Here is a 17,024-nt window from a genome sequence, read left to right as displayed (position 1 = left end):
CTCGTACAAACGCGCGCGCATGTGCCAGACGCGCGCAGAGTCGTCAGCCGCTGGCTGTCTATTTCGCTCGCACCTGACGAACGCGCGCGCGTTTGCGGATCCCTAGGCCCCAGCACCCCAGAACGAGCCCGATCCCCACCACTCAATCCGCGGCAATAGCATCCACGATGTTCAGGCGTGATGCGTGTACCGCAGGCGGAGCCGATCCCAGTAGCGAGAGGCCCAACGCGACGAGTCCGTACAACAGCACCGTCCAACTGGCGTTGTACTGCACTGGAATTCCGATGCTGGCACCGAGGATCAGCGTGCTCAGGTATTGCAGGCCGGCACCGATGATGAGGCCGAGCACACCGCCGACGATGCCCACAGACAGTGCCTCTGCGAGCACCATGCGTGCCAGGGTTCCTCGGCCGCCGCCCATGGCGCGCAGTACTCCGAGTTCACGTCGACGTTCGAGTACCGACAGCGTCAATGTGTTCAGCAATGCGACGGCAGCGACCAGTGCGACGATCCACTGCAGTGCGATGGCCAGCGCACCGGATTGGCGGATGGCCGCGCTGGTGCCCTCGAGTGCCGCGGCGCCCGTGTACACGAATGCTTCGGGCGGCAGCGTCGACCGCAGCGAATTCTGCACGGCTGCAACGTCTCCGTCGACGGTGATCTCGAGGTACGTCGCACCCGGGCGGTCGTAGAAGCGCTGCATCGACTCCAGCGAGATCGCCATCGTGCCGCCGGCGGCGTTGATATAGTCCACGAGATCGAGCACGCGTACGTCCTGCACCCCGGTCGGCGTCGGTAGATCGATGGAGTCTCCCGCCGTCACGCCCAGCGTCGTACCGAGCGCCTTCGAGAGCACCACCCCGTCGCCCGCGAGCAATCCCGCGCGTACGTCTGCGGGGAGCGAGGCCAGCGTCACCGCGTTGCTTCCGTCGGCGACGCCTTGGATGGAGACCAGCTCGTCGTCGATGGTCGCGTAGGCCCACTGCCCTTCGACGACGCGGGAGACGCCGGCCGTCGCCCGCACGGCCTCGTCTACGGCGGTGGGAACGATCGGGCCCGACGGTATGGCGTCGGGTGAGCTCATCGATACGTACAGGTCCGTGTCGGCGAGCGACGACAGTGATTCGGCGGCGGAGTCGGTCATGTTCGTCAACGAACCGGACACTCCCACACTGACTCCCACGGCGATGACGATGGTCATCACCGTCGCCCAGATGCGCCGCGGGGCGCGTTCGATCGTCGCGGTGGCGAGCCGTCCGGCACCACCCCATCGGCGGGGCACAGCGCCGGTGGCCCAGACGATCGGCCCGGTTCCGCCGACGCACAGTGCGACGACGCCGAACATGAACAGGGCACCGGCACCGAGGGTCAGTTGCCCGTCGACGTTGACGGCGAACACGAACGATCCGGCGATGGCGAGCAGACCGAACACGCCGGCGGCCAACGTGAACGACAGCTTTGGGCCGCCGGATGTTTCTCCGCCGCCGACCGCCAATGCTTCGATCGGCGAGATGCGATACACCTGAACGGCAGCCAGAGCGGACGCGCCGACGCAGGCCAGCACGCAAGCCACGATCGCGACGGGAATGGCGAAGCTCGGCAACACGTATTCGATTCGCGCATCGAATGCTTGCGACAGGAACGGCGGCAGGCTCTCGATGGCGATGCGGCCCATGATGATTCCGAGAGGTACCCCGACGGCACCGCCGACGAGACCCACCAGCACCGACTCGAACAACAGGTCGCGGACGATGTCCGCGCGCCGACCGCCGACCGCTCGGAGCAGGGAAATGGTGGGGCGACGCTTGGCGATGGCCATGTTCATGACGTTGAACACCAGGAACGCCGCGACGACGAACGCAATGAGGGAGACCATCAGCGTCGCATTGCGCGTCAGACTCATGGCCTGATCGGCTCTGTCGGCCCGGAATTCCGGATTCATCACCGAGACTCGGCCGGCCAACGCTGCGTCCAGGTCGGACCGCAGCGAATCCCCGCCACCGAGAACGAAGATCGAATCGAGCTGGCCCGGCCGGTCGGTCAACGCCTGCGCGGTGGGCAGCAACGTGACGGCGAACATGCCTCCACCGATACGCTGCGTGCCAGGGCCGTCGATCACGCCCACTACCGCAGTGGGTCTGTCGGCGATCGTGACCGTGTCACCCTGCGTCAATCCCGTTGCTGCTCCGACCAATACGCCCGACGGGTCGGACAGCAGACCCGCCGCGTTGCCGACCGCACCCTGCAGATCGGACTGCAGTGCCGTGATCGATGAATCGACACCCAGTACCGTCAGCTCGCCGACATCGGATCGCACGATGCTGCGGAGCAGGGGTACCGCCGCATCGACGCCCGCAACACCGCGTACGACGTCGAGTTCGTTCTGGTCGAATCCCGAATCGGTCACGCCGACCACTTCGTACTGCGCATTGCCTGCGATCGAGACCGCCAGACGTTCGACGGATCCGGTCAGCGATCCGTAGGTGCCGAGGACGGCGATGAGCAAACCCGCGGCGACGGCCACGACTCCCGCCGAGACCAGCGAACGCACCCAGTGCATTCGGAGGTCTCGGAGGCTGATGACGCGAAATCTGCTGAGCGCGGTACCGATCACCGAGGTGTACCAGCGGTGTCGGTGTCGACGCGGCCGTCGATCATGCTGACGACGCGATCGGTCGACCGAGCCGCCTCGAGGTCATGGGTTGCCATCACCACTGCCCGACGCCCCTCGCTGCCGTGGGCTACGTCGGCAAGAATCTCGAGGACGTTGTGGGAGGTCTTGGAATCGAGGTTGCCCGTCGGTTCGTCGGCGATCAGCAGCGCCGGGTCCATCATCAGGGCTCGCGCGATGGCGATGCGTTGAATCTGGCCGCCCGACAGTTGTGCCGGGCGGTGTTCGGACCGCTGCGCCAGCCCCACCATGTCCAACAGCCGCATCGCGTCGGCTTTCGCCTTCTTGATGGGGGTGCCGTCGAGCAGCTTCGGAACGGCGACGTTCTCCCACGCCGACATGGTCGGCAGCAGGTTGAAGAACTGGAAGACGAAGCCCACCTGATGGCGTCGGAAATCGGACTGTGCGTTGTCGTCGAGGGTGGTGACCTCGACGTCGTTGAATCGAATGGACCCGGCCGTCGGAGTGTCCAGCGCGCCGAGCATGTGCAGCAGTGTCGACTTACCTGCTCCGGACGGCGCGACCAGCGACACGAACTGACCACCGTCGATCGTGAGATCGATGCCGTCCAACGCGCGGACCGGTTGTTCGCCGGTGGGGTACTCCTTGACCACGCCGGACAACTGGAGCTTCAACTTCGTCATGCATGATCCCCTGCTTCTCGAATACTTCCGACGCTACCTGCCGTCGGGTCGAGAAACCGGTCGGAGTTCTCAGATCACGCTGCGCCGCGCGAGGATTCGAGCCGCCTGGCCACCAGTGCCGCCTGGAGGTGGCGGATACCGGACGGACGAGTCGGGTCGAACCCGGTCAGTTGTGCGATTCGCTTGAGGCGGTAGTCGACGGTGTTGGTGTGCAGATGGAGTTGCCGGGCGGAGCGCTGACGGTTGAGGTCGTGCGAAATGTGGATCTCGAGGGTCTCGAGCAATTCGGGTGACGAATCGAGTGGCTCGAGGATCTGGGTGAGGTGGCGTCGACCCGGTCCGGGACGAGTGAGCTGGTACTCGAGCACCAGGTCGTCCATCCGGTACAACCCGGACGGGCGGTGCAGCTGATGAGCCAGGGACAGCAGTTCGTGGACCTGGTCTGCTGCGGTGGGAATGTCGGCTGTCGCAGCCTGCTCGGCGGTGGCGGTGACGGGGACCTCTGCGGCGGTACCGATGCGGTGCACCAGCGCCTCGACCCACTCGTCGTCGTGGACGCCGGGGATCAGGACGGTTCCGCCCTCGGTGCTGAGCAGCGACAGGGGAGTGCGTCCGCACACGGTGGCCAGTTCGGCCTGCACGCGACGCAGCTTGCGCCGTGCAGCCACCGTCTTCTGGATGTTGGGGTCGTTCTCGTCGGGGTGCGGCGGTACCGACAGTGCGAGCACGAGGTAACTGTCGGCGAGTTCGATGCCCGACTGGCGGGCCATCGAGACGGCGTTGTGTCCGCTCAGCAACGAGGTGACCAGCGTGTGCGCGGCTGTGTGATGCTCGCTCGCCACCGCCTGAAGCTCTTCGACGTAGCTCTTGCTGGCCGCGATCGAGACCTTCTCCGACAGCAGCACGAACATGCGCGCAGCCTCGATCAACTGGGCGGCGTCGCCTTCTCCTGCCCGCTTGGACACCAGATTCCAACCGATCTGAATGCCCTCGTGGTAGACGCTGAGGACGGACTCGAGCGGGACACCCTCACGAGCCCATTGACTGGCCTTGGCGCGCAGTTCGGCCAAGTCGGACTCGGCAGGTGCGCGCCGCTCGTCGAGCATCTGCACGGCGATGCTGATGCATTTGACGGTGAATTCGGTGACGTCTCCGTGGAGTTGTTCACCGGGAAGTGAACCGCAGGGAGTATTGGCGGCGAAGTGGCCTACCAGGAGGCGCGCCACTGCGCGAAAATCGCGAAGGGGAGCCGAAGCAGGCTGCCCTGCGACCATGATTCCGAGGCCAGTCGAGTTGTGAACGGTCACAGATCAACCCTTCGTGTTGGATTCTTCAGGTTTTGAGAGAGCTACCGTACTCACGCGTAGAAACGCGCTTCCTGTCGTGAATCTATGCAACTTCAGCCAAAATGGCAGGTTTTTCAAACTTCAAGTTTGTTTCCTGGCCTCTAACAGGATCGATCATAGGTTGTTATCTACGTGTGATCCATGGTTTCGGCAAAACTCGTTGTGATTTATCTCGAGCGGGCCACGAGAGGCCTTGCGACTTGCCCTAAACAATGCAGAAGGCGGTCCCATCGCCTGCGCTACGCGCCTACCTTGATCTCGGATCGGTCCGGACGAGCGGGGTGAGAGGACGAGTATGCGCAGCGACATCGGGCAGTTCACGGTTCTACGGGAACTGCAGCCGACGATCGACGACAACCTCGCGCGCCACCGCTCGACAGCTGTCTCCTGGCAGCCCACGGATTTCGTCCGGACCGAGATGTACTGGGGAACGCGTACGTCACCGCTGACCGAAGCCGCCAAGGCGGCACTGGTCACCGATCTCCTCACCGAGCAGAACATTCCGCTGTATCGGTGCGAGGTCGCGGCGTCGGGTACCGGCTCATGGCCTGCCTGGCTCGCCGAGTGGAGCGCCGAGCGCACCCGGCATGCTGCAGCCGTCACCGACTATCTGGTCGCCACGCGCAGCGTCGATCCGACGGCACTCGGTCGAGCTCGCGCACAGTGCAAGACGGTGGGATTCGACTCCCCGATGAACGGCGCTCACCTCCTTCGTTCTCTGGCGCAGGTGACCCTCGACGAAACGATCAGTAGCGTCTGCCATACGAATACCGCGCACCAGTGCCACGATCCGGTTGCCGATCGCTTGCTCGGCCGGATAGTCGACGACCAGAAACTGCACGTCACCTTCTTTGCGAATCTGGTGTCGGCAGCGCTCGACGTCGCCCCCGCTCCGACCGTCACGGCGATCACCGAAGTAGTCATGAACGCGCAGTTGCCGGGTACCAACCTGCCCGGCTTCGGTCGGAGCGCCATGCTCATCGAGCGGGACGAGATCTTCGATCTTCGACGTCATCTCGACGAGGTGCTGCTGCCGACGCTCGCTCGGTGGCGCGTCTTCGAGCGGACCGACCTGGGCGTCGGTGTCCGCAGCCGCGACCAATTGGCCGACTACCTGGTCCATCTCGACACCCGGGCCGCGGCAGCCGAGGCGAACCGCACCCGAACTCCGGGGTACGCAGACGCGCTGCGCGCCAGCTGAGGTGAGTGCATCACGCCTTCGGCGACCATTCATCGACTAGCCTGAACCCCTGTTCGTCATTCACCGAGCCACCGGGCTCGGGGCTACTACCGGAGGCCGACACGTGACAGGGCATCGACCGATCATCGTCGGCATCGACGGTTCCGCTGCGGCCGACAAGGCTGTGATCTGGGCGGCCCTGTGCGCTCGGCGACGGGATCGGCGATTGCACATCGTGACGGCCGTCGACATGCCAGGCGTTGTCGATCTGAGCGAATTCGCAGGCGAGGCAACCGAATTCGTCGCCACGGCTAAATCCCGGCTCGCAGCCGCGGAAACGCTGGCCGTGTCGGTCGTCGACGACCCGACGTTCGAGGTGACCTCGAGTGCCGTCGAAGGCGGCGTGATGGACGTACTCATCGGCGTATCGGCCCAAGCCGAGCTCCTGGTGATCGGAGCGAGCGAAACGGGCGCTGTCACACTCTCTCTGGCCGCCCACAGCGTGTCACCCGTCGCCGTCGTACGCGGCCGGGACATCGACGGCCGTCCCGTCGCCGAGGGCCCGGTCGTCGTCGGCGTGGACGGATCCGACGTCAATCAGGCAGCGGTCGAGTGGGCGTTCGCCGAGGCCTCGGCGCGTGATGCTCCGTTGATCGCGGTACACGTGTGGTCCGACGTGGATCTGACGCGCTCGTTCGGTCGCGCGCCCGCGGATTGGCAGGCCATCGCCGACACCGAGGAAGCGGTGCTGGCGGAAAGTCTCGCCGGGTGGCAAGAGCGGTTCCCGGAGGTCGACGTCCAACGCGTCGTCGCCCAGGATCGCCCCGTTCGAGTGCTCAGCGGACTGTCCGAAACGGCAGCGGTGATCGTGGTGGGTAACCGGGGGCGCGGCGGATTCGGGGGAATGCTTCTCGGGTCGACGAGCTTCGCTCTGGTCAACACCGCAGATTGCCCGGTGTTGGTCGTCAGGAAAGCGGTCACATAGCGACGGTCAGCAAGAAGCTGACGTCTTCGAGAGCTTCGACGCTGTGCCGTGCGTCGGGGATGACGAGGAGATCGCCGGTTGAGCCCTTCCAGGTCTTCTCACCGCTGATCAGTTCCAACTTGCCGCTGAGGACGAGGACGGTCGACTCACCGCTGAGATCGTGTTCGGCCAGCTTGTTACCCGCGGCCAGCGCCACGACGGTCTGCCTCAATTTGCGGCTGTGGCCGCCGTACACCGTCTGCGAACTGCGGCCACTCGACGCGCCGACTGCGAGCTTGAGTTGCTGACGGGCAAGTGCGGTGAGTGACTTCTTGTCCATAGCCGCCAGTATGACGCACCACCCGCAGCCGCGATGGGGGAATCATGAACGCGCTCAAACAGTTTGGGTAGGCTTCCCGTACTCCACATATCTGAACTGTCTACCGTCCACTCTGCTGGTGAGCCAGTCACCCGTCTTCTTGATCCAATCGCCTTCCACCGTTGGCGCATCCGTATCGCCCGGTACCTCGACATCGATTTCGGTCACATGCAGGGTTGTGGCGAATGGCATTGCCGATCGGTAGATTTCACCACCGCCGATTATCCACACGGTCTCGTCTCCGACCAGGGCCAGGGCATCGTCCACCCCGCCACAGGTCTCGGCACCGGGTGCCTCGAGCGAGCGGTTTCGAGTGACCACTATGTTGCGACGGCCCGGAAGCGGTCGAAACCTTTCGGGCAGAGATTCCCACGTTTTGCGCCCCATGATGACCGGATGATTCATCGTCACGGCTTTGAACCGGGCCATGTCCTCCGGTACTTCCCACGGAATCCTGCCGGCTTCGCCGATTTTGAGGTTGGAACTCTGCGCCCAGATCAGGCCGACTTCTCTCGATGCACTCACACCGCTACCGGGGCCTTGATTGCAGGGTGGTGCTGATAGTCGACGATCTCGACGTCGTCGAAAGTGTAGTCGGAGATCGAATCCCTTTGTGCCAGTTTCAGAGTCGGGTAGGGGTACGCCTCGCGGGAGAGCTGCTCGGCAACCTGGTCGCGGTGGTTGTCGTAGATGTGGCAGTCGCCGCCGGTCCACACGAACTCGCCGACGTCGAGGCCGGTCTGTGCGGCGACCATGTGGGTCAGGAGTGCGTAGCTGGCGATGTTGAAGGGGACGCCGAGGAACATGTCTGCGCTGCGTTGATACAGCTGGCACGAGAGCTTGCCGTCGGCGACATAGAACTGGAAGAACGCATGGCACGGCGGCAGGGCCATCTGTGGGATTTCGCCGACGTTCCACGCCGAGACGATCATTCGCCGCGAATCCGGATCGGTCTTCAGAGTCTCGATGACCTGGCTGATCTGGTCGATGTGCTCGCCCGACGGGGTCGGCCACGAACGCCACTGCACTCCGTAGACGGGGCCGAGTTCGCCGTCCGGAGCTGCCCACTCGTCCCAGATGCTGACGCCGTGTTCCTGCAGCCACGTGACATTGGAGTCTCCGCGCAGAAACCACAGCAGTTCGTAGACGATCGACTTGAGATGGACCTTCTTGGTGGTGATCAACGGGAAGCCCGCGGCCAGATCGAAGCGCATCTGATGCCCGAACACGCTGGTCGTCCCGGTTCCCGTCCGGTCGGATTTGGCTGTACCGGTGTCGAGGATGCGGCGCAGCAGATCTTCGTACGGAGTCGGAACCATCACGACGGCCATCGTAGCTGCATACTGGACGCATGCCGGAATTACCCGAGGTGGAGGCCCTTGCCGGCTTCTTGCGCGAGCATGCCGTCGGTGCCGTGATCGGCCGCATCGACATCGCGGCGCTCAGCGTTCTCAAGACCTTCGATCCGCCGATCACCGATCTGCAGGGTCGCGACGTCACCGATGCCGCGCGGTTCGGAAAGCATCTGGCGCTGCAGGCGGGTGACCTGTGGCTGATCACCCACCTGTCGCGAGGGGGTTGGCTGCGATGGGTGGACAACCCCAGTGTTGCTCCGCCGAAACCGGGTAAGGGGCCGTTGGCGCTGCGGATCCACTTCTTCACTCCCGAGGGCGCGACGCCCGCCATCGACCTGACCGAAGCCGGTACCAAAAAGCGATTGGCGGTCTGGGTGGTCCGTGATCCTCAGGAGGTTGCGAGCATCGCCCGGCTCGGGCCGGACGCGATGACGGTCACCGAGCTCGAATTCGCCGAGATTCTGGGCAGCACCACAGCTCGTCTGAAGACCTCGTTGGTGGACCAATCGTTGCTCGCCGGAATCGGCAACGCCTACTCGGACGAGATCCTGCACGTCGCCAAGCTCTCGCCGTTCGCGTCGTCGAGCAAGCTCGACGCGGAATCCGTCGCGGTTCTCTATGCCGCGATGCGCTCGGTCCTGTCCGACGCGGTGGACCGCTCGGCCGGGCAGGATGCGGCGCGTCTGAAGGGGGAGAAGCGATCCGGCATGCGGGTGCACGCCAGAACCGGGCTACCGTGCCCGGTCTGCGGAGATCCGGTGCGCGAGGTCGCCTACGTGGACCGCTCTTTTCAGTACTGCGCGACGTGCCAGACGGCCGGCAAGATTCTTGCCGACCGCCGAATGTCGCGGTTGCTCAAGTAGCCGGTTCGAGCGTCTGGCTGGCGTAGCCGCGATAGCCTTCCCACGCTTTGCGGCGATCGCTGCGCGGATCTTTCTGCACCCGAGTTCGCGTGTCGAAGATCAATGTCTTGCGCTCGGTTTCGTCGTAGGCCGGCCACGATTCCAACGGCTTTCCGTTGGTGGCGAACGCAATCCAGTGTGACTGCACCTGCTCGGTGACCTCCGCGAACGACTTTCGTCCCCCTGTCGCGGTCAGGGCCTTGCCGAACAACGTCTCGTTGATGCCGAAGACTGCGAACAACTCGAACCCGTGAGTAGCGTCGAGGCCCAGCAACTTCATCGACCGAGGGGCGAAGTCGAAGCGATAGAAGTACGTCGGTGCGTGACGCGAATGTCCTTCGGCCACTTCGAGAGACGGCTTCCAGAACGTGAAATCCCCGCCGAAGTCGATGGCGGCCCGCTCGCTTGGGTATCCACGGTATCCGCCGGTGACAACCGGTTCCGCCGAGGGATCGGTGAGGGAGAAGAGTTTGGAAATGCGTTCGGGGTTGGTGGGCAACGCGTCCAGAAACTTCGGAAACAGTGTTCCCTCACGGGCATTGGTGCCGATGATCAGCGGCACGTCGTGTGCGGTGCCGTTCGCGTACGCCTCGACCGGATCGACAGGAAGGAAATCACCGTCGATCACCGGGCCGAAGGGGAGCAGGCCGGGAGTGCGGTGCAGCGTGGTGAGTCCGAGCTTGGTGCCTGCTCGGCCGAGTGCCAGTACCTCGGCGTTCTCCAGGGTTTCCACCGCGGTCTCGGCGGTGCCTCCGAGGTACCCGACGTACTCGCTCGCCCACTGGTCCGCCCGGTGCTTGGCGGTCGTCATGCCCGGTGCCGAGCTTTCGGCAATTGCCTGGGCGAAAAGGCCGTTCGCGGCGGGCACTGTCATCAGGGTGGTGACGGCATTGCCGCCTGCGGACTCGCCGAAGACGGTGACGTTGTCGGGATCTCCGCCGAACTCGGCGATGTTGCGCTTTACCCACTCCAATGCCGCCACCTGGTCGCGTAGTCCCAGGTTGGAATCGAACGGCCGCTCGGGGGTCGAGAATCGCGACATGTCGAGGTAGCCCAAAGCGCCGAGTCGGTAGTTGACCGACACGTAGATGATGCCGTCGCCGTCCTGCAGCGAGCGCCGGACCAGCGAACCTCCGCCGTACAGCGGGGTGGCCGACGTGCCGAGGGTGTACGCACCGCCGTGGATGAACACCATGACCGGTCTGGGTGTCGTGCTCGGCGTGCTCGGTGCCAGGACGTTGAGTGTCAGGCAGTCCTCGCTCGACGGTTGGTACTTGCCGATTGCGAGCATCGTGCCCCGCTTGTGCTGAACGGATGCGTTGCCCCACTCGGTCGCGTCGCGCACGCCCTGCCACGGCTGGGTGGGTTGAGGTGCGCGGAACCGGAGCGGACCGACGGGAGGGGCGGCGTAAGGAATGCCCCGCCAGGTGGTGAGATTGCCGACCGGCTTTCCCTCGATCATGCCGTCCGTAGTGGTCACGCGTGTTTTCACAGCCATTTCGCGATACTACCGGGCGCTTCTTACCCGGTGGTAAGAACCGGCAGGGTCGGGTACCGGGCAGACTCGAAAGCATGCCTTTCGAGTATCGAGCCGAGATAGTGGAGCTGCTGCGAGCGCCCTCGCACGCGTACTTCGGGAGATCCAAGGACGGCCCAGCCGAGGTGCCGACCGAATTGCCGGACAGCGTCGAGATCGTCGCCCACAAGGGCATCCGCGGCGATCGGTTCTTCGGGGTCAAGGCTCATACCGAGGCAGCGGTGAGCTTTCTGGCACTCGAAGCCTGGGACGCCGTCGGCGAGGTACTGGGCGTCGACGTTCCCGACCCGGCCGTGGCCAGACGAAACGTTGTGGTCCGCGGGTTGGAACTCGACCCACTGCGCGGACTGGAATTCGAGCTCGATTCCGGTGACGGCTGGATTCGCTTCCGGGGCGGCCGACCTGCCCATCCGTGCGCGTGGATGGACCGCATGGTGGTCGACGGCGCTCGCAAGGCACTGATCGGTCGCGGTGGATTGCGGGTCGAGCCGCTCTCGGACGGAATCCTGCGAGTCGGGCCGCTGTCGGTGCGTTCCCCGGTCGAACTGGATGCCTCGCGAGCTGCGCTGTCGATTCGGCGCGCGCAGCCCATCTGACGCGAAGCCAGGGGTCGCTCTTGCTCACGAAGTAAATCTGTGCCCATAATGTGAGCAATGGTGCGACGCATCACACCGGCCCGTCATGCATGGCGGCGGTCACTCTCTGGTGGAAAGACCTACCGATGTCCGATTTGTGGATCGTGATCAACACCGTCGTCGCAGTACTGGCGGTGGTGGTCTTCATCGTTCGTTTCCATTTCAACCCGGTGATTTCGCTGGTGCTCGGGGCTGCGTACCTGGGCCTGGCGACCAAGCTGGGAGTGTCGACCACTGTCGACACGATCACTGGCGGATTCGGCGAGATCATGGCCGAGGTCGGATTGCTCATCGCGTTCGGCGTCCTGATGGGTTCGGTGCTGCAGGAGATGAGCGCCATCCAGCGTCTCGTCGGCACCTTGCTGAGAGCCTTCGGCCCCAAGCGGCTCCCGTACGCGCTGTCGCTGACCATCGCGACTCTGTTGCAGTCCATCTTCCTCGACGTGTTGCTCGTGATCTCCGCACCGCTCGCACGCAACCTCGCCCCTAAGATCGGCAAATACGGCACGGCGAGGATGGCCACGGCGCTGGCCATCGCCCTGGAGTGCGGCATCGTGTTCATGGTTCCCGGAGTCGCGACGCTGGCGCTGGCCGGATTGCTCGGCGTGCCGTTGGGCAAGATGATGATCTACGGACTGATCCTCATCGTTCCTGTCGTCGTGCTGTCGGTGGCCATCATGTCGTTCGTCTTCCGCCACGGTTGGTGGAACGAGGAGAAGGACGAGCAACAGATCGTCGCGGTGTCGGAGCCGGTGGTCTCGGAGCCCGTCGAGTCCGACGACGAGCCCCTCGGTGCCGGCGGCGGCGTGGCCCAGAAGGTGCGCACCGAGAAGCAGACCTCGCTGCTGGTGTTGCTCTCGCCGTTGCTGCTCGCGCTCGTCCTGATCGCGATCGGTGCCGTTCTCGAAGTCGCCGAGATATCGGTTCCGGTAGTCGAATTCATCGCCAGCCCGGTCATCGCGCTGCTCCTCGGACTGGTCGGGACGTGCCTCATCGGCCGTTACCACGTCGGCCAGCAGCGGGTGGAGAAAGCTCTCGCTCGTGGTTTCGCGGAGAGCGGTCAGATCCTCATTCTCACCGGTGTCGGTGGATCGCTCGCAGCCGTCATCAACGAGGCGGGTCTCGGCGACATACTGGGCCAGTACTTCACGGCCAGTACCGCGGCTCCACTGTTGATGGTGTGGGTCATTGCGGCCGCGTTGCATATCGCGGTCGGATCGGTGACGATCTCCGCCATCACCTCGGCCGGCATCCTCGCGCCTGTCGCGCCCCTGATCGGTCTCGACCCGGTGTTCATCGCGCTCGCCGCCGGTGCCGGATCATTGTTCGCCGTGCACGTCACCAGTAACACGTTCTGGCTGCTGCAGTCCTTGATGGGCCAGTCGACGAGGGGCACGCTCAAGACGTGCTCGGTGGGCGTGTCGGTGGCATCGGTCATCGCCATCGCCTTGATCGTGCCGATGAGCTGGATCCTGTGACCTCTTCCGCGAATACAGAAAGGAACACGATGGCATTGCCGCTCAGTGGAGTTCGAGTTCTCGAACTCGGCAACTACATCGCCGCACCCACGGCGGCCAGGATGCTCGCCGATTTCGGTGCCGAGGTGATCAAGGTCGAAAGGCCGGGTACCGGTGACGAATTGCGCAATTGGCGGCTGTATTCCGGTACGACGTCGATGCTGTACCGCACGATCAACCGGAACAAGAAATCGATCGTGCTGGACCTGCGCACCGAGCAGGGACGCAAAGATGTGGTCGACCTCGCCGCGCACTGCGACATCGTGCTCGAGAACTTCAGACCCGGCACACTCGAGAAGTGGGGGATCTCGCCCGAGGTTCTCAGTGCCGCCAACCCGGAGCTGATCATCACGCGTATCTCGGCATTCGGGCAAACCGGTCCGATGTCGCAGCGACCCGGATTTGCCGCTGTGGCAGAGGCGTACGGCGGCTTCCGCAACCTCGTCGGTGATCCGGACAGGCCGCCCGTGCGGGTCGGTGTGTCGATCGGCGACTCGATCGCCGGTCTCTATGCGGCGTTCGGATGTGTCATGGCGTTGTTCCAACGACAGACGCAGCGTGCAGCAGAGAAATCGGACCCGTTGTCGCTCGAACAGCGTTCCATCGACGTGGCCTTGAACGAATCCATTCTGTCGATGATGGAGTCGCTGATTCCGGATTATCTGGCGTACGGCGTCGAACGCGAACGGACGGGCGGCCGAATGGAGGGCATCGCGCCCTCGAATGCGTACCCGTGCAACGACGGTCACTCGATCATCATCGCCGGTAACGGCGACGCCATCTTCCAGCGCTACATGGAGACCATCGACCGTCCCGATCTGGGAGCCGATCCGGACCTGGCGACCAACGCCGGCCGGTGGCGTCGCCGGGACGAGCTGGACGCCGCGATCTCGGCTTGGACCGGATTGCGTTCGCGCGCCGAGGCATTGAAGATACTCGATGCCGCGGGGGTGCCGTCGGGTCCGATCTACACCGCTGCGGACATCGTCGCCGACGAACAGTACGCGGCCCGCAACATGATTCAGCACTTTCCGGTCGACACCGGCCAGGGAGAGCCCACCGACGTCGGGTTCGTCGGAGTTGTCCCGGTGATCGGTGATGCATCCCTGCCGATCCGTTCGGTCGGGCCGGATCTGGGCGAGCACACCAGAGAAGTACTGTCGACGCTGCTCGGCCGGACCGACGAAGAGATGGGCCTGTAGATGTACGGTTTCACCCCCACCGCGGAGCTACGCGACGTCACGATGCGCGACGGACTGCAGCTCACCGGCAAGATGCTCTCCACCGAACGCAAACTCGAGATCGTCAGGGCCCTCATCGAACTCGGCGTGCCGGCCCTCGAGATCGGTTCGATGGCACGCGGCGACAAAGTGCCGCCCATGGCCAACACCCTCGAGGTCATCGGCGAGCTGACCGCCGAGGAACGCGAGCGATGCTGGGTGTGGGTCGCCACTCCACGCCACGTCGAGAAGGCCGCTGCTGCAGGCGCTCGCAACTTCCAGTACTGCTTCTCCGCGTCGGACTCGCACAACCAGGCCAACATCGGGCGCACCACCGAGGTATCGCTGGCCGCGATGCCCGATGCCGTCGACATCACCCGCTCGGTGGGCGGACAGATCGAGCTGTGTATCGCAACGTCGTTCACCTGTCCTTTCGAGGGACAGGTACCGCCCGATCGGGTCATCGAGATCGCCAACGACGAACGAGCCACGGGCGCAACGGATATTGTCATCTGCGACACCCTCGGACAGGCAGTACCGGTTCAGGTGTCGTCGCTGATCTCACGGGTACGCGCGGAAACTCCGGACCGCCGGGTGGTGTTCCACGGTCACGACACGTGGGGTCTGGGCGTCGCGAACACTCTGGCCGCCATCTCGGCCGGAGCCGCGATGGTCGACGGTTCGCTCGGCGGACTGGGCGGCTGCCCCTTCGCCCCCGGTGCCAGTGGCAACACCTCGTCCGAGGACATTCTCTTCGCGACGAGGCCGGACTGGTTCGAGCCGAAGACGCTGGCACGCATGGTCTCTCTGTCGGAGGGCCTGCTGGCCGAACTGGAGGAGCCCATGCGATCGAAAACCGTGCAGGGTGCCAGGTCCGAGGCGCACGTGTTCGAGTGGGTCGTATGAGCCGCATTCTCGTCACGTCGGAAATCCCGGCTCCCGGCATGGACATTCTGCGGGCCGCCGGCGAGGTCGACCTCCGCGAGTTGGACCACGAGCAGTTGGTCGAGGCATGCGCCTCGGGGGATTACTCCGTCGTGGTCTCCCAGCTACGCGACCGGTTCGATGCGAAGCTGCTGGCCTCGGCATCACTCGTCGGGATATCCAACTATGCCGTCGGATTCGACAACATCGACATCGCGGCCGCCACACGCTACGGAATCACCGCCGCGAACACTCCAGGTGTGCTGACGGATTCGACCGCAGACATCGCGATGCTCCTCATTCTGTCCACGGCCCGCCGCGCCGTCGAGGCCGATGCCTTCGTTCGGTCCGGATCCTTCACCGGGTGGGAGCCCGAACTGTTGCTGGGCAGCGATGTCTCGGGCCGTGTGCTCGGCCTTGCCGGTTTCGGTCGTATCGCTCGGGCCACCGCTCGGCGGGCACTGGGTTTCGGCATGACGGTGAAGTTCTGCCCCCGGCCGCCCGGCGACCGAGAGGTCTCCGACGACGAACTCGGTGAGTTCGCCGGCCGCGTCGAACATGCGGCGTGGGACGAGATCGTCGCAACGAGTGACTTTCTGTCGCTGCACGTCCCGTTGTCGGACTCCACCCGGCATCTGGTCGATGCTGCCGTGTTCGAGGCCATGAAGCCGTCGGCGATTCTGATCAATACCGCCCGTGGGCCAGTGGTCGACGAGGCAGCGCTGGTGATTGCTCTACGTGAGAAATCGATCGCTGCAGCAGGATTGGACGTCTACGAACGCGAACCTGCGCTCGAACCGGGCCTGGCCGAACTGTCCAATACCGTGCTCCTACCGCACGTGGGCAGCGCGACGGTCTCGGTGCGCTCGGAGATGGCGCGCCTGTGCGCCACCAATGCCGTGGCGATGCTGCGCGGTGAGCTCCCGCCGCACCCGGTCAATCCCGAGGCCTGGGGTCACGCGGGGTAGCGGCCGCCGAGGGTCCGGGTGATCTGTTCGGCATGCGAGATCAGCAGGTCCACCCAGGCCTCGCACTGCGACTGCGGCATCCGTAATGTCGGGCCGCTGATGGTGACGGCACCGACGATGTCCGAGGCCGAATCGAACACCGGAGCGGACAGCCCCGATGCGCCGGTCTCGCGCTCACCGGTGGTGATCGCGTAGCCGTCGGACCTTGTCTGCGCCAACAGTTCCCGCATCGTCTCGGCCTCGGTCACCGTCTGCTCGGTCAGCGATTCGAGTTCGCGGGACAGAACACGCTCTGCCAGTTCCGAGTCCCAGGCCAGTAGGACACGGCTGGCCGATCCTGCGCTGAGCGGAATGACCTTGCCGACGTACATGTCTCGTCGCAACGCATGCCGCGTCTCGGCAATGGCCACGCATACACGGTAGTTCTGCTCGGGCCGAAAGAAGCACGCGGTCTCGGTCGTCAGATCGCGCATGTCCTTGAGGATCGGGTTGACGACCGACAACACGTCGAGATCCTTGGTCGCCGTCGCGGCCCAGTACGCCATCCGCACCCCGATGCGGATGCGATCGCCGCCTCGATCCAGAAAGCCCTGTTGAACCAGGTTGGTGACCAGACGCTGCACCGTCGAGGTGGGCAGCCCGGTGCTCTGCTGAATCTCGCCCAGCGTCATGGCCGGGCGATCGAACGAGAACGCATCGAGAATCTCGGTGATCTTGCCCAGCACGAGAAGCGGCTGCTGCTTCGGCGAATTCTCGGTCACTCGACCAATCTACTCGGCAAC

General features: G+C 64.5%; 16 protein-coding genes. 8 read left to right on the top strand and 8 right to left on the bottom strand.

Going from position 1 to position 17,024, the window contains the following annotated elements; genetic code table 11:
- Positions 1–142: 142 nt before the first annotated feature.
- From JLZ96_RS07405 to JLZ96_RS07395, 3 genes are all read right to left on the bottom strand, one after another.
- Entirely contained in the window at positions 143–2,614 is a 2,472-nt protein-coding gene (locus JLZ96_RS07405; protein WP_201009765.1) for an FtsX-like permease family protein, read from the bottom strand.
- Positions 2,611–3,315 (bottom strand): ABC transporter ATP-binding protein, encoded by a 705-nt coding sequence (locus JLZ96_RS07400; protein WP_176456678.1) that lies wholly within the window; start codon positions 3,313–3,315, stop codon positions 2,611–2,613. Before JLZ96_RS07400 ends, JLZ96_RS07405 begins: the two co-directional genes overlap by 4 nt.
- 74 nt (positions 3,316–3,389) lie before the next feature.
- On the bottom strand, positions 3,390–4,622 hold the full coding sequence (locus tag JLZ96_RS07395; RefSeq protein WP_027495984.1) for a CdaR family transcriptional regulator: 1,233 nt from the start codon (positions 4,620–4,622) through the stop codon (positions 3,390–3,392).
- Positions 4,623–4,956: 334 nt separating this feature from the next.
- Here JLZ96_RS07395 and JLZ96_RS07390 point away from each other — a divergent pair, with 334 nt between their 5' ends.
- Both JLZ96_RS07390 and JLZ96_RS07385 read left to right on the top strand, forming a co-directional pair.
- A complete protein-coding gene (locus tag JLZ96_RS07390) occupies positions 4,957–5,862 on the top strand; it encodes an acyl-ACP desaturase (RefSeq protein WP_201009764.1) in 906 nt (301 codons plus the stop codon).
- A 103-nt stretch (positions 5,863–5,965) separates the two neighbouring features.
- Entirely contained in the window at positions 5,966–6,826 is an 861-nt protein-coding gene (locus JLZ96_RS07385) for a universal stress protein (protein ID WP_201009763.1), read from the top strand.
- Here JLZ96_RS07385 and JLZ96_RS07380 read toward each other — a convergent pair.
- From JLZ96_RS07380 to JLZ96_RS07370, 3 genes are read right to left on the bottom strand one after another with little or no spacing between them, the layout of a single operon-like run.
- The gene (locus JLZ96_RS07380; protein WP_027495987.1) at positions 6,819–7,145 is read right to left on the bottom strand and encodes a cupin domain-containing protein; all 327 of its coding nucleotides are present in this window, start codon (positions 7,143–7,145) and stop codon (positions 6,819–6,821) included. The two genes, JLZ96_RS07385 and JLZ96_RS07380, sit on opposite strands and share 8 nt — an antisense overlap.
- Before the next feature lie 54 nt (positions 7,146–7,199).
- A complete protein-coding gene (locus JLZ96_RS07375) occupies positions 7,200–7,709 on the bottom strand; it encodes a dihydrofolate reductase (protein WP_201009762.1) in 510 nt (169 codons plus the stop codon).
- Positions 7,706–8,506 carry a thymidylate synthase gene (locus JLZ96_RS07370; RefSeq protein ID WP_308436820.1) on the bottom strand — a complete coding sequence of 267 codons (801 nt, stop codon included), beginning with the start codon at positions 8,504–8,506 and terminating at the stop codon, positions 7,706–7,708. Before JLZ96_RS07370 ends, JLZ96_RS07375 begins: the two co-directional genes overlap by 4 nt.
- A gap of 29 nt (positions 8,507–8,535) precedes the next feature.
- On the opposite strand from JLZ96_RS07370, the gene JLZ96_RS07365 reads away from it, so the two are divergent.
- Positions 8,536–9,402, top strand: a complete 867-nt coding sequence (locus JLZ96_RS07365; RefSeq protein WP_032390788.1) for a DNA-formamidopyrimidine glycosylase family protein — start codon at positions 8,536–8,538, stop codon at positions 9,400–9,402.
- Here the strand turns inward: JLZ96_RS07365 and JLZ96_RS07360 are convergent.
- A complete protein-coding gene (locus JLZ96_RS07360) occupies positions 9,395–10,939 on the bottom strand; it encodes a carboxylesterase/lipase family protein (RefSeq protein WP_201009760.1) in 1,545 nt (514 codons plus the stop codon). The genes JLZ96_RS07365 and JLZ96_RS07360 overlap by 8 nt on opposite strands.
- A gap of 74 nt (positions 10,940–11,013) precedes the next feature.
- Between JLZ96_RS07360 and JLZ96_RS07355 the strand changes: the two genes are divergently transcribed.
- From JLZ96_RS07355 to JLZ96_RS07335, 5 genes are all read left to right on the top strand, one after another.
- Positions 11,014–11,574 carry a molybdenum cofactor biosysynthesis protein gene (locus tag JLZ96_RS07355; RefSeq protein ID WP_032365947.1) on the top strand — a complete coding sequence of 187 codons (561 nt, stop codon included), beginning with the start codon at positions 11,014–11,016 and terminating at the stop codon, positions 11,572–11,574.
- Positions 11,575–11,699: 125 nt separating this feature from the next.
- A complete protein-coding gene (locus JLZ96_RS07350) occupies positions 11,700–13,091 on the top strand; it encodes a GntP family permease (RefSeq protein ID WP_201009759.1) in 1,392 nt (463 codons plus the stop codon).
- 29 nt (positions 13,092–13,120) lie between these two features.
- Positions 13,121–14,332: a CaiB/BaiF CoA-transferase family protein gene (locus tag JLZ96_RS07345; RefSeq protein ID WP_032365946.1), complete on the top strand. Its 1,212-nt coding sequence runs from the start codon at positions 13,121–13,123 to the stop codon at positions 14,330–14,332.
- The gene (locus tag JLZ96_RS07340; RefSeq protein ID WP_201009758.1) at positions 14,333–15,256 is read left to right on the top strand and encodes a hydroxymethylglutaryl-CoA lyase; all 924 of its coding nucleotides are present in this window, start codon (positions 14,333–14,335) and stop codon (positions 15,254–15,256) included. It begins immediately after the preceding gene.
- Complete coding sequence (locus tag JLZ96_RS07335) at positions 15,253–16,242, top strand: D-glycerate dehydrogenase (protein ID WP_201009757.1); 990 nt, start codon at positions 15,253–15,255, stop codon at positions 16,240–16,242. The genes JLZ96_RS07340 and JLZ96_RS07335 overlap by 4 nt, the downstream gene beginning before the upstream one ends.
- Here the strand turns inward: JLZ96_RS07335 and JLZ96_RS07330 are convergent.
- Complete coding sequence (locus tag JLZ96_RS07330; protein ID WP_228139160.1) at positions 16,230–17,003, bottom strand: IclR family transcriptional regulator; 774 nt, start codon at positions 17,001–17,003, stop codon at positions 16,230–16,232. The genes JLZ96_RS07335 and JLZ96_RS07330 overlap by 13 nt on opposite strands.
- Positions 17,004–17,024: the final 21 nt, after the last annotated feature.

Origin of the sequence: Rhodococcus sp. NKCM2511 (assembly GCF_014905595.1) — a bacterium.
Taxonomy (GTDB): domain Bacteria; phylum Actinomycetota; class Actinomycetes; order Mycobacteriales; family Mycobacteriaceae; genus Rhodococcoides; species Rhodococcoides fascians.
This window is presented reverse-complemented; position numbering and strand designations above follow the sequence as displayed.